Source organism: Streptomyces laculatispora, assembly GCF_017353455.1.
Taxonomy (GTDB): Bacteria; Actinomycetota; Actinomycetes; order Streptomycetales; family Streptomycetaceae; genus Streptomyces; species Streptomyces laculatispora.
The window spans coordinates 1-14,987 of sequence record NZ_JAFMPZ010000142.1 but is presented as its reverse complement, the minus strand read 5'-3'; the positions used below and the strand labels follow the sequence as shown (position 1 = coordinate 14,987).

Below are 14,987 nucleotides of genomic sequence, written 5' to 3'. Positions count from 1 at the left end.
CCCGGCTCCCGCAACGCCGGACCGGCCGCGAACTTGGCACGCGCTTTACGCACCGCCCGCAACCGCGCCGGGCAACTCCATGTCTCTATAAATGTTGAATCCTTGAAGTAGTGACGCGAGTGGAGCAGGACATGCGGCGGGGCAAGGGCGTTATAGGGATCGCGTTGCTGGTCAGTGCGGTACTCGCGGGGACGAGCGCCTGCGGCGGCAAGGGATCGGCATCGGCCGACTCCAAGAACGGGGGCGCCAAGGGCGGGGCGTCCGCGAGCGCTCACCCGTCGCCGTCGCACACGCACCCCTCGGGTCCGCCGATGCTGCTGGAGACCATCGCGCCGCTGGACAAGGCGACGGTCGGCGTCGCCATGCCGGTCTCCGTGGTCTTCACCAACCCGGTGGCCACCTCGGCCCGCACGAACATCGAGAAGCACCTCAAGGTCTCCGCGTCGGTCCCCACGGCCGGTGCCTGGCACTGGATGGGCGACAAGCGGGTCGACTGGCGTCCGCAGAACTACTGGAAGTCCGGCACCAAGGTGCGCATCGACGCCAATCTGAAGGACGTCTCCAACGGCAGCGGCCGTTACGGCACACACGGCTACACCCACTCCTTCACCATCGGGGACGACGTCCGGGCCGACGCCTCGGTCACCGGTCACACCATGAAGGTCACCCGCAACGGCGCCCCGGTGCGGACGCTCTCCATCAACGCGGGCAGCGCCGAGTACCCGACCTGGAACGGCACGATGGCGGTGATCGACAAGCAGGAGAAGGTCCACATGACGTCCTGCAGCGTCGGCATCAGCTGCGACAAGGGCAATGCGAACTACTACGACCTGACCCTGCCCTGGGACATCCACCTCACCCAGTCGGGCACCTACGTCCACTTCTCCACCGGCGACACCAACCCGGGCAGCGGCAGCGCCCGCGGCTCGCACGGCTGTGTCCACCTCTCGCTCTCCGACGCGAAGTGGTTCTACGGCCAGGTCAAGCAGGGCGACCCCATCACCGTCACCGGCTCCCCGCGCGCCAAGGCGGCCGCCGACAACGGCTACGCCTCCTTCAACCTGTCCTGGTCGCAGTGGCTGGCCGGGAGCGCGAGCGGCGAGCAGACCACGGCCGCCCTCTGAGGCGTGCCGCGAGACCCGCTGTGAACGAACCGCCCGGCAGGCAGGGTCCTGGACCCTGCCTGCCGGGCGGCCGTGCGTGTACCCGCGCGGCTCAGCCGTGCGGGGCCAGGGCAACTCAAGCTCGCCGGGCGCGTCAACACCGCCGCCGCCCGCCGAGCCCACGCCGAACGGCCCCTCGTCCTCGGCCTCTACGGCATCACGTGATCAAACCGGACGAGCCAGGCAAACGCCGGGGCCCTGCTTGACGGCCTGGCCGTGGTCGGGGTCGCCGACGACACCGACGGGCCGGTGGTGCACCTGGTCACCGCTGACGAGCGGGCACGCCACTGCCCAGACTGCGGCACCCGGGCGCGGCGGTCGAAGGGCCGGCGGTTGCCCCGGGCGCGGCGGTCGAAGGGCCGGCGGTTGCCCCGGCCGCGTGACCTGTCGGTCGGTGGCCGCCGACCGCGGCTGGTGTGGGCCAAGCGCCGCTGGCGCTGCGACGAACTGGCGTGCCGGCGTCGCTCGCCGTGGACACCTCGATGCCCGCTAATTTCGTTGAGCCCGCACCCTGCAATCGTGTTGGCTAGCGGCACCGAACTGTCAGTACCGCAGGTGTCCGCTTGGCTGTAGCAGGGAGTTAAACGTGCAGGACATTGTTGTCGACCCCGTTGCCCACAATCGGGCAGCCTGGGACAAGTATGTCCAAGAGGGCAACGAGTGGTCGAGGCCGGTGAGTGCTGAGGATGTCGAGCGCGCCCGCATGGGCGACTGGTCGATTGTTCTCATCGGGCGTGAGCCAGTCGACCGCTCCTGGCTGCCGACGGACCTGACCGGCAAGGACGTGTTGTGCCTGGCCTCCGGCGGTGGCCAGCAGGGTCCGATCCTCGCCGCCGCAGGGGCGCGGGTCACCGTATTCGACAACTCACCCCGCCAGCTCGGCCAGGACCAGATGGTGGCGGCGCGCGACGGACTCGAGCTGCGCACCGTCCTAGGCGACATGCGCGACCTCAGCGCCTTCGGCGACGCAACATTCGACGTCGTATTCCATCCGGTCTCTAACCTGTTCGTACCGGACTTGGCACCGGTGTGGCGTGAGTGCTTCCGGGTCCTGCGACCGGGCGGAACTCTGCTCGTGGGCTTCCTCAACCCTGATGTGTACTTGTTCGACCACGAGGCGCTCGACGAGCGCGGCGAGCTGATCGTCGTGCACAAGCTGCCCTACAGCGATGTCACGCAGTACTCCGCCGAGGAACGCGCCACGAAGTTCGGCGCGGATGCCGCTCTTGAATACAGCCACACCCTCACCGACCAGATCGGCGGGCAACTCGCCGCGGGGTTCGTCCTCACCGGCTTCGCGCAAGCGCCGCACCAATCCAACGCATCCGCTCAATACATGTCGAACTATTTTGCGACGCTGGCGGTCAAGCCGGGCTGACGGCGCCAAGGTCCGCGAACAACTCGTCGGGGGTATCCCGGCCGGACCCGGTCGTAGAGCTCCGGCACCTCGTTGAACACTCGTCCGAGGTCGCGTCGATTTGGGCGCATCTTCGGATCACCAGTCACGAACGCACAAGCTATGAGGTCCGTCCACGAAAATGGCACTGGTTTACCGGCAGCTGCCGTGCTGCCTTCAGCAGTTCAGAGAAGAGTTCGCCGCGGCCGATGACGACGAGCTGGTCGGCGGTGTGCTCCGTCTCGGTCATCAGGTGGCTGGAGACGAAGACCGTGCGGCCCTCGGCGGCTAGCCACCGGAAGAGCCCGCGGACCCACAGCACGCCTTCCGGGTCGCGGCCGTTGAGCGGTTCGTCGAAGAGCAGCACCGGCGGGTCGCCGAGCAGCGCGGTGGCGATGCCGAGCCGCTGGCGCATCCCGAGCGAGAAGCCGCCGATGCGACGGCGGGCGGCTCCGGCGAGGCCCACTTCCGGGTGTCGACCACGGGTGTACAACCGTGGTCCGATGCCGGCCCCAGGGGCGGTGGCTACGATCGCCCCATGTCCGCGACGCCCTCCCTGCCCCTGCTCAAGCGTGTGCCGCCGGGTCTGTGGGTGGCGGCCGCCTGGTGCGCGGGGGTGGTCTTCAGCTTCCTCATGCGTGCCCGGCTGCCCGGCGAGCAGGAGCCGTCCGTCCTGCCCGGGGTCATCCTCTACCGGTGGGACGGTCTGCTGACACAGGTGCTCGCCGCGGCGCTGCTGGCACACGGCTGTGTCCTGCTGGAGCGGCGTCCGCTGAAGTCCCTGGCGATGGTGCTCGGCGCCGCCGCGCTCGCCACGCTCTCGCTGAGTGTGGGCGAGATTCCGCTGGCGCAGTTCCTGGCGGCCGACGTCGCGCTGTACTTCGTCGCGGCGACCAGGCCGCGCCGGACCGGGAACATCGCCCTGGCCATGGCGCTCGGCACCCTCATCGGATTCCTGGCCGTCCGCGTGGTGGCCCGGTGGAACGTCGGCACCTCGGCCGAGCTGGCCGTCGCCCTGACCGCGGTCGTCGCCTGGCTGGTCGGCCGCTCGGTGCACGAGGCACGCAAGCACGACGAGAGCCTGGCCGCGAAGGCGGCCGCTCAGGCGATCATCGCGGAGCGGCTGCGCATCGCTCGCGAGATGCACGACATGGTCGCGCACAGCGTCGGCATCATCGCCCTCCAGGCGGGTGCGGCCGCCCGGGTCGTGCACACCCAGCCGGACGCCGCCCGGGAGGCGATGAGCGCGGTGGAGACCGCGGGCCGGGAGACGCTGTCGGGGCTGCGCCGGATGCTCGGCGCGCTGCGCCAGGACGGGCCGGGGCTCCAGGGGCCGGAGCGGGAGGCGGCGCCGCTGCACCCGGCGGAGGGGCTCGCCGGCCTCGACCGGCTGGCGCGGGCCACGACCGCGGCCGGGGTCCGGGTCGACGTGCGGTGGCGGGGTGAACGGCGGCCGCTGCCACCGGACATCGACCTGTCGGCGTTCCGCATCATCCAGGAGTCGGTGACCAACGTGGTCCGGCACGCCGCCACCGGCTCCTGCCGGGTGTCCGTCGAGTACGGCCCCGAGGAGCTCGCCATCGAGGTCGCGGACGGCGGCCGGGGCCCCGGCAAGGCCGCGGACACCGGGTTCGGGCTGGCCGGGATGCGGGAGCGGGTCGCCCTGCTGCACGGCGAGTTCACCGCTGCCCCGCGCCCGGAGGGCGGCTTCCGGGTGACGGCCCGGCTGCCGGTGCCGCAGGAGGACGCGGCATGAACGACCGGGACGGGACGGCCCCGGACCCGATCCGGGTGCTGCTCGCCGACGACCAGCCGCTGGTGCGGGCCGCACTGCGCATGGTCATCGCCGACCTCCCCGGCATCGAGGTGGCGGGCGAGGCGGGAACGGGCGACGAGGCGGTCCGGCTGACGGCTCAACTGGCCCCCGATGTCGTCGTGATGGACATCCGGATGCCGGGGCTGAACGGCATCGAGGCCACCGAACGGATCACCGCGGGGTCCGGAACCGCGCATGTGCTGGTCCTGACGACGTTCGACGACGACGACTACGTGTACGGCGCGCTGCGCGCCGGTGCGGCCGGGTTCCTGGTCAAGGACATGGCGCTGGACGACATTCTGGCGGCGGTCCGGGTGGTGGCGGCCGGGGACGCCCTGATCGCACCGAGCGTCACCCGGCGGCTGATCAAGGACTTCGCGGGCCGCCCCGCCTCCGCCTCGCCGCAGCGGCCGCTCACCGCGATCACCGAACGGGAGCGCGAGGTGCTGGTGCTGGTCGGCAGCGGGCTGTCCAACGCGGAGATCGCGGAGCGGCTGTTCATCAGCGTCGCCACCGCGAAGACCTATCTGACCCGGCTGCTCGCCAAACTCGACGCGCGGGACCGGGTGCAGCTGGTCATCATCGCGTACGAGGCGGGACTGGTGTCACCGACCCGGTGACGCAACCGGCCCCGGCGGGCTCCGAGGCGCCGCCCCGAGGCACCACCACCCCGGCCTCGCCGCCGCCCCGCTAGAGCCAGCCCTTCTCCCGCGCCATCCGAACCGCCTCGGCCCGATTGCGCGCCGCCATCTTCTGGATCGCCATCGAGAGGTAGTTGCGGACCGTGCCCTGGGAGAGGTGCAGCGCCGCGGCGATCTCCGCGTTGGTCGAACCGTCCGCCGCCGAGCGCAGCACCTCGCGCTCCCGGTCGGTCAGCGGACTGGCCCCGTCGGCGAGGGCGGCGGCCGCGAGGGTGGGATCGATGACGCGTTCGCCGGTGAGCACCCTGCGTACCGCTTCGGCGAGCTGGGAGGCCGGGGCGTCCTTCACCAGGAACGCGTCGGCGCCCGACTCCATCGCGCGGCGGAGGTAGCCGGGGCGGCCGAAGGTGGTGACGACGACGACCTTGACGCCCGGGAGTTCGCGGTGCAGCCCGGCCGCCGCCTCGATGCCCGTCATGCCGGGCATCTCGATGTCCAGGAGCGCCACGTCGACAGCGTGTTCCCGGGCCGCGGCCAGCACCTCGTCACCGCGGGCGACCTGCGCGACGACCTCGATGTCGGGTTCCAGGCCGAGGAGCGCGGCGAGGGCTTCGCGCACCATGGACTGGTCCTCGGCGAGGAGGAGTCTGATCATGCTCATTCCCGGGATCCCAGGCCGGATTCGAGCGGCACGCTGAGGGCGAGGGTGAAGCCCTTCCCGGAACGGGAGTTGGCGGCCCGGATGGCCAGCGTCCCGTCGACGGTGGCGAGTCGCTCGGCGATGCCGGTGAGGCCGTTGCCGGGCGTCGTACCGCTGGCGCCGCGGCCGTCGTCGGCGACGGTGAGTTCGAGGATCCGCCCGTCCAGGGTCTGGCGCGGGGCGAGACCGACCTTGCAGTTCCGGGCGCCGCTGTGGCGTACGACGTTGGTGACGGCTTCCCGGAGCGCCCAGGCGAGCACCTCCTCCGGTTTCTCGGGGAGGTCCTCGGGGGGCTCGGCCGGGACATCGGCGGTGATCCCGGCGGCGGCCAGGGCGGTGCGGGCGCCGGCCAGTTCACCGGGGAGGGTCGGACGGCGGTAGCCGGTGACGGCGCCGCGTACGTCCACCAGGGCCTGGCGGCTGACCTGTTCGATGTCCGCGACCTGCGCGGCCGCCAGCTCCGGGTGGTCGGGGAGCATCCGCCCGGCCAGTTCGCTCTTGAGGGTGATCAGCGAGAGGGAGTGGCCGAGCAGATCGTGCAGATCCCGGGCCAGCCGCAGCCGTTCCTCGTTGGCGGCGAGCTGGGCGACGGTGGCGCGGGCCTCGCGGAGCTGGATCGTGGTGTGGATCATCTGCCGGATGCCGGTCATCGAGAAGCCGCCGAGCAGGGCCGGGAAGACCAGGGCCGTGATGATCTCGCGGGGATGGTCCCCGGTCAGGCCGATGCCGACGAGCGCGGCGGTGACGACGGGGATCATCCAGCGGGCCGTCCGCAGCGGCAGGGTGGCCCCGGCGGACACCGCGACGTACACGAACAGGACGAGCCACGGGGGGCCGAGTGTCAGGGACAGCGTGACGGCGAGGCCGCTCAGGAAGGCGAGCGCGATCCGGACCTGGACCGTGTTGAGCGTCTTCGGGGCCAGGCGGAAGACCAAGACCAGGTAGCAGCCGACGAAGACCACCAGCCCGAGCGTGCCGAGCGCGGTCGCCCACGAGGTGTGGGCACCGTCGGCGAGGTCCTTGACCGGCGCACCCATGAAGGCGAGCCAGACGCCGACCCAGAGGCCCTTGACCGCCGCCTGCCTGCGGTTCTCCGGCGGGCGACCGATGCCCACGGACATCTCGTCCTCGTTCACGCCTTGAGGGTGTCCTTCCGGTAGAGCCAGGCCGCACCGCCCGCGAAGAGCAGGAAGTAGACGCAGAGGATGGCGACGTCCTTGGCATGCGGCGCCCCGCCCGTCTCGACGGCCTGGCCGAGTGCGGCGTACGCGTGCGTGGGCAGCCACTCGGAGATGTTCTGGATCCGCTGCGGGAAGGTCGACGTCGGCATCCACAGGCCGCCGAGGATCGACAGCACAAAGTAGATGATCATGGTGATCGGGCGGACCGCGTCGCCGCTGGCGATGTAGCCGATGGCGACTCCGAGGGCGGCGAAGACCAGCGAACCGGCCCAGATGAGGCCGGTCAGGGCCAGCCACTGCCAGAGGTCGAACCGTACGTGCTTGGCGGACGCGGCGACGAGGAAGACGACCACGATGCAGGGCAGGGTGACCATCGCGGCGCTGGCGATCTTGGCCAGTACGTAGCTGCGGCTGGGCAGCGCGGTCAGCCGGAGCTGGCGGACCCAGCCCTTCTCGCGCTCCTTGGCGATGCGCTCGCTGTTGCCCATCAGGACGGCGGTCAGCGCACCGAAGGAGGCCATCGAGACCATGAAGAAGGACTGCAGGGTCAGCTCGGTGTGCGGCACCTTGTCGGTGGTGTTCTGGGTGCTGGAGATCAGCACGTAGAGCACCGACGGGTAGATGACCGAGAAGAACATGAACTTCTTGTTCCGCAGGGTGCGGGTCACTTCGAGCCTGATCAGGGCCCACGAGAAGAGATTCAGCATGCGGTCCTGGCCTCCTCGGCCTCGGTGATGGCGACGAAGGCCTGCTCCAGTCCGAGTCCCGCGACTTCGAGCTCGCGCGGGTAGAGGCCGAGGCCGTAGACGGCGTGCACGGTCGCGTCGGCGTTGTGCGACTGGATACGGACCCGGTGGCCGCTGATGTCGAGCGTGGAAAGGAACGGCAGGGCGCGCAGGGCCTCTTCGTCGGCCGGGCCCTCCAGCTCGAAGGAGATCCGGCGGGCCCCGGCCCTGGCCTTGATCTCGGCCGCGGTGCCGTCGGCGAGGATCCGGCCCTTGTGCAGGACCAGGACGCGGTCGGCGATGGCGTCGGCCTCCTCGAGGTAGTGGGTGGCGAACAGGACGGTGCGGCCCTGGTCGGCCTGGTCACGCATGGTGGCCCAGAAGGCCTGCCGGGCGGTGACGTCCATCCCGGTGGTCGGCTCGTCGAGCACGATCAGGTCGTTGGCCCCGGCGGTGGCGAGGGCGAACCGCACGCGCTGCTCCTGGCCGCCGGACAGCTTGTTGACCATGCGGCCGGCGATCGAGGCGATACCGGCCCGCGCCAGCACGTCGGTCACCGGGTAGGGCTTGGGGTGCAGCGCGCAGACGAGCCGCACCAGCTCCTCGACCGTGACCTCCTCCATCAGACCGCCGGTCTGCAGCATCGCGCCGACGCGGCCGGCCGCGATGGCCGCCTGCGGGGTCGTACCGAAGAGCCGGACCGTCCCGGAGTCGGCGGTGCGCAGGCCGAGGAGGAGGTCGAGGGCGGAGGACTTGCCCGCGCCGTTGGGCCCGAGGAGCGCCACGGTCTCGCCGGGGTGCAGGTCGAGAGTGAGCCCGTCCACGGCGCGTACGTCGCCGTATGCCTTGCTGACCTGGTCGAAGCTGACCACGGCGGTCTTCGCCTGGGTGGCCTCGGGGGCTGTCGTTGTCATGGGTCCAGCCTGGCGGAGCGGGGTGCGCGCCCGGCAGGGTCACGGGTCGTGAATCCGGGATGACAGATGTCATGCCGTAGGTGTGACGGCCGCGGCGGCGCCGGGTGCCGGAGGCCGCGGGGACGGCCTCGGACGGCGCCGCCCCCGGCCGGGGATCCGGTCGGGGGCGGCGCCGTGCGGGTGCGGTCCGGTGTCAGCCGTTGCCGCCGAGATCGATCGTGACGATCCGGTCGGCGGGGGTCTTGCCCAGCAGCGCGCCCCGCATGGCGAAGGCCACGTCGTCGGCGCTGAGCTGGTGCTTCGTACCGTCGCCCTTGGTGATCATGATGCCGTCGAAGACGCCTTCGCAGAGGGTGTCGATGGCCTTCTTGTCGTAGTGGTCGACGAGCTTGGTGCCACCGTCGACCGGCACCATCGAGAGGATCTTCGGCAGCGACTTGGCCGGGCCGAACTGGATCTGCTTGGGCCCGGCCTTGATCGTGATCAGACCGGACATCGCGGGCTCCGCGAACGCCTTCATGGCCCGGTCCAGTTCGGCCTGGTTGATGGTGGGCTCGCGAGCGGTGACGGGCAGCTCGACGGTGGCCACCTTGCCCGTCTCCACCTGGGCGCGGTAGGCGTCGCGCACCGAGCCCATCGACTGGTTGGCGTCGAGCGCCTTGCCCGCCTTGCCCGGTACGGCGACGGCCTTGCCCGGCTCGAACTTGATGGTGCCGTTGCTGGCCGTACCGGAGGCGCCGGCCAGGTCGGTCAGTGCGCCCACGAGCTTTTCCTCGTCGACCGGGATCACCGGCTCGATGTCGCGCTTGCCGCCGAAGAGCGAGCCGATGACGGAGACCGGGTTGTAGTCGCTGCCCGCCGCGGAGCGCACGGTCGCCTGGCTGTCCAGGGCGAGTCCGGCCTTGTCCGGTGCGAGCTGCGTCTCCTTGCCGTCCACGCTCAGCTTGAGCGGGGTCTTGGCCCGTGCGCCCAGAGCGGCGTCCAGCTTCTCGACACCGTCCTCCTTCGTGCCGCCGCCGATGTCGACGCCGAGGACGGTGGTGCCCTTGGGGACGTCGGAGTGGTTCATCAGCAGCCCGGCGCCGTACGCGACCCCGAGCAGGCAGACGGCGGCCACGCAGAGCAGGACCAGCTTCGAACGGCCCTTCTTCGCCGGGGCCTTCGCCGCGGCGGGCTCCGCAGCGGTACGGGCCGCGGGCTCGGGCGCCTGGGCGGCGAACCCTCCCGGGCCGGCCGGTCCGGTGCCCATCGGGTTGTCCGGGACCCGCGGGGTGAGATCGGGACCCTGGAACGGCGACTGGGGCCCCGAGGGGCGGCGCTCCGAAGGCACCACGGGGATGCCGCTGGTCAGCGTGTCACCCGAGACGTTGTCACCGGAGCCGGAGCCGGGTCCGGCGGGCGGGAACTGCGGCGTGAGGACGGCGGTGTCGTCGGACATCCGCGGCGGTACGCCACCGGGGCCGCCGGGCGCCTGCGGTCCGCCCGGTCCCGAGCCGAAGGGGCCGGGACCTTCGAGGTTCGGGGTGAGCGGGGAGGTGCCGCCGGCCGGTCCCGTGGTGGGTCCGGAGGGGCCCGGCGTACGGATACCGAGGTTCGGCGTGGAGCGCGGCCCGCCGGGGCCGTCCGCACCGAACGCGTCGGAGCCGGACGCGAGCGGCTCGCCCGCGCGCTGCGGGCCGTCCGAGAAGTACGGCAGATCCGCGCGCGGGCCGGCGGGCGGGGTGGCCCGGTCGGCTCCCGCACCGTTCGTACCGCCGTTACCGGGACCGGTGGCGGAGAAGCCCGCACCGTTCGTACCGCCGCCGGACGACGGCTTGCCCGTCGCGCCGTTCGCGGACGCGTCGGCCGAGCCGCCCGCCGGGGCCTTGCGCGGCGCGAACCAGTCGCTGCCGCTCTTCTCCCTGGCCGGCTTGTCGGCAGCGGGTTCCGCCGCGGAGGCGGACCCGTCCCTGGCCTCGGGCCCCGGTGCGGCGGATGCCCCCTGCGCGCCGTTGGACGCGGAGGGGCCCGGACGCGGGATGTTGCCGGTGCGCTCGTTGCCCGGGCCGCCGTCCGCGTCGCTCATGGGCGTACGCATGACAACCGGCGGGATCGGACGCGAGCCGGGGATGTTGATCCGGATACGCGTCGTCAGCGTCGTCTCCGTCCTCGGCTCTTCGGGCCGGGGCGGATCCGCACGCTCCGAAGTCTCCTCCGGGGCATCCTGCGAAGGGTGCAGCGACGGATACTGGCGGGATCCGTACGGCGGCGTACCCGAGGGGTACGCGGCTCCCCCGCGGCCCTGGGGCCCGGAGGACGAACTGTCAGTTTCACGACTCAAAGCAGGTTCTCCCGATTGGCTCCGCCGCCCGTACTTCCCCCGTGCCGCAGGGCAGGGGACGGCTCGGCGCGCGAACCACCTTACTGGCCGCGGCCGACAGACACCCCGCGACCGGGGGAAACGACTGCGCACCCCCCGGACGGACAGGGGGCATTACGGGATCGGACGTGGCACATTACTTGCCAGGTCGGCCGCTGTCGGCACCCGGTTGGGGTGACCGCGACATGGTGGCACAGATCACAGCGACGACCATCCCGCCCAGCATGAAGAGGGCAAGGCCCAGTTCATCACCGAAGACGTAGTCGCCTTCCGGGCGTCCGCCCAGCAGAACAATGACCGAAATCAGCCACCCCGCGGCGGGTGCCAGGGCGCCCGGCTGCGTACCCATGAGGACACGGCCACCGTAGAAGAGCCCGGCGGACGCCAGCAGCGAGAGCAGCAACCCGCCCGGGAACCAAGCGGATTGGACCAGCGTTCCGGCGATCCCGACGACCGCGCCGAGGACCGCGAGGCCCAGCAGGGGGGCGATCCGGCGGGGGTTGAGAGGAGCGGCCAGACCGGTGGCCGGAATGTCCCTCGGAGGTGCGTTGGTCCGCGCGGCCCGCTGCCTGCCGCCGCTCACTGGTCCGCTCCCGTCACACCGGCGAAGAGATCGTCTTCCCGCGCCCCCGGAGCGGCGCCCGGGACGCCGCTCACCAACTCGTAGTACTCGGTGGTGAGGACGGGCTGTCCCAGGTCGTTCGACAGGGCGAAGAAGGAGCCGGTCAGCGCGATCTGGGTGGCGTGCGCCCGCATCGCCGCGGCCTTGGCCTCCGCGTGGTCGGTGCCGTCGATCTCGGTGGTGATCAGGGTGTCGTTCGCCACACCCGGTACGTCGCCGATCGCGGCGATGCCCGGGAAGGTGTCGGGGGCGGTGGCCCGCAGGTGCGCGAAGGCTTCCTCGGCGACCGTGCGCGGCACCCGGTTCCAGTAGATCTTGGCGATGGTGTGCGGGGCGCCGGAGCCCGCGCGGTACGCGGGGTCGGCGGCCAGTTCGGCCGCGCGCGTCGCGACCCGGTGCGCCTGGATGTGGTCGGGGTGCCCGTAGCCCCCGTCGGGGTCGTACGTGACCAGGACCTGGGGGCGGACCGAGCGGATCACCTCCACGAGGTACCCGGCGGCCTCGTCCACGTCGGCGGACCAGAAGGCGCCGGGGCGGTGGTTCTGCTCGGCACCCATCATTCCGGAGTCGCGGTACCGGCCGGGGCCGCCGAGGAGGCGGTGGTCGGTGACCCCCAGCTCCTTCATCGCCGCCGCGAGTTCGCCCTCCCGCCAGGGCCCCAGGGAGTCGTCCCGGTCGGCGGCGAGGTGCGCGAGCGCGGGCGGGATGATCTCGCCCTCCTCGCCGAGCGTGCAGGTCACCAGGGTTACCAGGGCGCCGTCGGCCGCGTACCTGGCCATGGTGGCGCCGTTGTTGATCGACTCGTCGTCGGGGTGCGCGTGCACCAGGAGCAGACGCCGGGCAGGAAGGTCCGTCATGGGGCCACCCTACGAGCCGACGGCCCCGATGGCCGACGGCGCCCACAGGCCGGGCGCCGACGAGCCGCGGACGGTTGCCGCTCTCAGAATTTGAGTCCTCCGATCATGCCCGCCACGTTCGTCGTCACCTCGGAGATGGTGGGCGCGATGGACGAGCTGGCGAGATAGAAACCGAGCAGCATGCAGACCACCGCATGTCCGCCCTTCAGTCCGGACTTCCGGACCAGCAGGAAGACGACGATCGCCAGCAGCACCACCGCCGAAATCGAGAGTGCCACGGCGGTTCACCTCCATCAGTACGGTCGGGACGGGCAGCACGCATGGAGCCAGCAGGTTCATACCCACCGAGCGCTACGGATCATAACTATCCGTGGCAGGGCATTGATCGGGGCACAGCAGCACGAGGGGCGCACGGACAGGGGGCGGCCGATAGGTTCGGCACATGACTTCGTCAGAGATCACCTATCCCCTGCAGTCGGCCCGGACGATGCGGTTCACCCTGGGCGCACCCCGCGCGTTCACCGTGTCACCCGATGGTGAGCGGGTGATCTTCCTTCGCTCGGGGTCGGGCACCGACCGGTCGGGCCGGCTCTGGGTGCTGGACCTGGCCGGCGACGGCACCCCGCAGGAGCGGGTGGTGGCCGATCCCGCGGTGCTGCTGGGCGGTTCGGCGGAGCGGCTGTCGGTGCAGGAGCGGGCCCGGCGCGAGCGGAGCCGTGAGGGGTCGTCGGGGATCGTGGGCTACGCGGTGGACGCCGCAGCCGAGTTGGCGGCGTTCGCGCTCTCCGGGAAGGTGTACGTCGCCGACCTGCGGGCGGGCACGGCGCGCGCGCTGCCCGTGCCCGGCCCGGTGATCGATCCCCGCCCCTCCCCGGACGGGCGACACATCGCATACGTGTCCAAGGGGGCGCTGCGCGTCGTGGGGGCCGGGGGCGAGGAGGACAGGGCGCTCGCGGAGCCGGAGGACGCACAGGTCGGTTACGGCCTCGCGGAGTTCATCGCGGCCGAGGAGATGCAGCGCTCGCGGGGCTTCTGGTGGTCGCCGGAGTCGGACCGGCTGCTCGTCGCCCGGGTCGACGACAGCCCGGTGCGGCGGTGGTGGATCGCCGACCCCGCGCACCCGGAGCGCAAGCCCGCCGAGGTCGCGTACCCGGCGGCCGGGACGCCCAACGCCGTGGTGCGGCTCTTCGTCGTGAACCTGGCCGGGGAGCGCACCGAAGTGGTGTGGGACCGGGACCGGTTCCCGTATCTGGCGCGGGTGCACTGGTCGTCGGACGGGGCGCCGCTGCTGCTCGTGCAGGCCCGTGACCAGCAGAGCCAGCTCCATCTCGCGGTGGACCCGGAGACCGGCACGACCCGGACGGTGCACGTCGACGAGGACCCGGTCTGGCTGGACCTGTTCCCGGGGGTGCCGGCCTGGGCGCCGGACGGGCGGCTCGTGCGGATCGCGGACGAGGGCGGGGCGCGGGTCCTCGCGGTCGGCGACCGGCTGCTGACCGGGGCACAGTTGCAGATCCAGGCGGTCCTGGACATCGGCGATTCGGACATCCTGGTGACGGCGTCGGCGGGTGAGCGGGCGGCCGTGCCGGACATCGGCGAGAGCCATGTCTACCGGGTCAACGAGCTGGGCGTGGAGCGGGTCTCGGAGGGCGCGGGCGTACATTCCGCGGTCCGGGCCGGCGGGGTGTCGGTGCTGGTCTCCACCTCTCCGGACCGGCCCGGAACGACCGCCCAGGTGCTCCGGAACGGGAAGCGGATCGCCACCGTCGCGAACCACGCGGAGCAGCCGGTTCTGTCCGTCCGGGCGCAGCTCACCGAAGGGGGCGCACGGCGAATTCCGTGCGCCGTGCTGCTCCCCACCGGCTACAAGGAATCGGATGGTCCGCTTCCGGTTCTGATGGATCCGTACGGCGGGCCGCACGGCCGCCGGGTGGTCGCCACCCACAACACGCATCTCACCTCGCAATGGTTCGCGGACCAGGGATTCGCCGTGGTCGTCGCCGACGGCCGGGGCACCCCGGGCCGTTCACCCGGCTGGGAGAAGGCGGTCAGGAACAACCTGACCCTCACCCTCGACGACCAGGTCGAGGCGCTGCACGCGCTCGCCGAGCGGTTCCCGCTGGACCTGGACCGGGTGGCCATCCGCGGCTGGTCGTACGGCGGGTACCTGGCGGGCATGGCCGTGCTGCGGCGGCCCGATGTGTTCCACGCGGCGGTCGTGGGCGCCCCGGTGACCGACCAGCGGCTCTACGACACCCACTACACGGAGCGCTACCTGGGCGACCCGGCGACCCAGCCCGAGGTGTACGCGTACAACTCGCTGGTCACCGACGAGGGCCTGTCGCACGCCGCCGAACAGGTGCGGCCGATGCTGATCGTCCATGGCCTCGCGGACGACAACGTGGTGGTCGCGCACACGCTGCGGCTGTCGTCGGCGCTGCTCGCCGCGGGGCGGCCGCACGAGGTGCTGCCGCTGAGCGGGGTGACCCACATGACCCCGCAGGAGAAGGTGGCGGAGAACCTGCTGCTGCTCCAGGTGGACTTCCTGAAGCGGTCGCTGGCGGGCCCGGCAGCCTGAGGGCCGTCCCCTACCAGCCGGGCGGCGGCTGGTAG

Annotated in this window: 14 protein-coding genes and 1 pseudogene; 6 read left to right on the top strand and 9 right to left on the bottom strand. The window is 71.8% G+C overall.

What is annotated here, in order from left to right:
- The first annotated feature begins 131 nt into the window (after nt 1-131).
- From J1C73_RS08525 to J1C73_RS08515, 3 genes are all read left to right on the top strand, one after another.
- Nucleotides 132-1,124 carry a L,D-transpeptidase gene (locus tag J1C73_RS08525; protein WP_207315807.1) on the top strand — a complete coding sequence of 331 codons (993 nt, stop codon included), beginning with the start codon at nt 132-134 and terminating at the stop codon, nt 1,122-1,124.
- Between the two features lie 255 nt (nt 1,125-1,379).
- Nucleotides 1,380-1,736, top strand: coding sequence for a transposase family protein (locus J1C73_RS35915; RefSeq protein ID WP_207315806.1), 357 nt, complete (start codon nt 1,380-1,382; stop codon nt 1,734-1,736).
- 13 nt (nt 1,737-1,749) lie between these two features.
- Nucleotides 1,750-2,541: a class I SAM-dependent methyltransferase gene (locus tag J1C73_RS08515; RefSeq protein WP_207315805.1), complete on the top strand. Its 792-nt coding sequence runs from the start codon at nt 1,750-1,752 to the stop codon at nt 2,539-2,541.
- A gap of 205 nt (nt 2,542-2,746) precedes the next feature.
- Here J1C73_RS08515 and J1C73_RS08510 read toward each other — a convergent pair.
- A pseudogene (locus J1C73_RS08510) lies at nt 2,747-3,028 on the bottom strand (ATP-binding cassette domain-containing protein); the annotation flags it as partial.
- A gap of 69 nt (nt 3,029-3,097) precedes the next feature.
- On the opposite strand from J1C73_RS08510, the gene J1C73_RS08505 reads away from it, so the two are divergent.
- Nucleotides 3,098-4,315, top strand: coding sequence for a sensor histidine kinase (locus tag J1C73_RS08505; protein WP_207315804.1), 1,218 nt, complete (start codon nt 3,098-3,100; stop codon nt 4,313-4,315).
- A complete protein-coding gene (locus tag J1C73_RS08500; protein ID WP_207315803.1) occupies nt 4,312-4,995 on the top strand; it encodes a response regulator in 684 nt (227 codons plus the stop codon). The genes J1C73_RS08505 and J1C73_RS08500 overlap by 4 nt, the downstream gene beginning before the upstream one ends.
- A 70-nt stretch (nt 4,996-5,065) precedes the next feature.
- Here the strand turns inward: J1C73_RS08500 and J1C73_RS08495 are convergent, their stop codons facing one another.
- The 8 genes from J1C73_RS08495 to J1C73_RS08460 form a co-directional block, all read right to left on the bottom strand.
- The gene (locus tag J1C73_RS08495) at nt 5,066-5,677 is read right to left on the bottom strand and encodes a response regulator transcription factor (protein WP_207315802.1); all 612 of its coding nucleotides are present in this window, start codon (nt 5,675-5,677) and stop codon (nt 5,066-5,068) included.
- Nucleotides 5,674-6,852 carry a sensor histidine kinase gene (locus tag J1C73_RS08490; protein ID WP_207315801.1) on the bottom strand — a complete coding sequence of 393 codons (1,179 nt, stop codon included), beginning with the start codon at nt 6,850-6,852 and terminating at the stop codon, nt 5,674-5,676. Before J1C73_RS08490 ends, J1C73_RS08495 begins: the two co-directional genes overlap by 4 nt.
- The gene (locus J1C73_RS08485; protein ID WP_207315800.1) at nt 6,849-7,604 is read right to left on the bottom strand and encodes an ABC transporter permease; all 756 of its coding nucleotides are present in this window, start codon (nt 7,602-7,604) and stop codon (nt 6,849-6,851) included. The genes J1C73_RS08490 and J1C73_RS08485 overlap by 4 nt, the downstream gene beginning before the upstream one ends.
- Nucleotides 7,598-8,536: an ABC transporter ATP-binding protein gene (locus tag J1C73_RS08480; RefSeq protein WP_207315799.1), complete on the bottom strand. Its 939-nt coding sequence runs from the start codon at nt 8,534-8,536 to the stop codon at nt 7,598-7,600. Before J1C73_RS08480 ends, J1C73_RS08485 begins: the two co-directional genes overlap by 7 nt.
- Before the next feature lie 193 nt (nt 8,537-8,729).
- Nucleotides 8,730-10,856 (bottom strand): hypothetical protein, encoded by a 2,127-nt coding sequence (locus J1C73_RS08475; protein WP_207315798.1) that lies wholly within the window; start codon nt 10,854-10,856, stop codon nt 8,730-8,732.
- A gap of 175 nt (nt 10,857-11,031) precedes the next feature.
- Nucleotides 11,032-11,478, bottom strand: coding sequence for a DUF6113 family protein (locus tag J1C73_RS08470; protein ID WP_207315797.1), 447 nt, complete (start codon nt 11,476-11,478; stop codon nt 11,032-11,034).
- A complete protein-coding gene (mshB, locus tag J1C73_RS08465) occupies nt 11,475-12,374 on the bottom strand; it encodes an N-acetyl-1-D-myo-inositol-2-amino-2-deoxy-alpha-D-glucopyranoside deacetylase (RefSeq protein WP_207315796.1) in 900 nt (299 codons plus the stop codon). The genes J1C73_RS08470 and mshB overlap by 4 nt, the downstream gene beginning before the upstream one ends.
- Nucleotides 12,375-12,457: 83 nt before the next feature.
- Nucleotides 12,458-12,652 (bottom strand): hypothetical protein, encoded by a 195-nt coding sequence (locus tag J1C73_RS08460; protein ID WP_073736631.1) that lies wholly within the window; start codon nt 12,650-12,652, stop codon nt 12,458-12,460.
- Nucleotides 12,653-12,861: 209 nt separating this feature from the next.
- On the opposite strand from J1C73_RS08460, the gene J1C73_RS08455 reads away from it, so the two are divergent.
- The gene (locus tag J1C73_RS08455; protein ID WP_372446666.1) at nt 12,862-14,952 is read left to right on the top strand and encodes a S9 family peptidase; all 2,091 of its coding nucleotides are present in this window, start codon (nt 12,862-12,864) and stop codon (nt 14,950-14,952) included.
- The last annotated feature ends 35 nt before the right edge of the window (nt 14,953-14,987 follow it).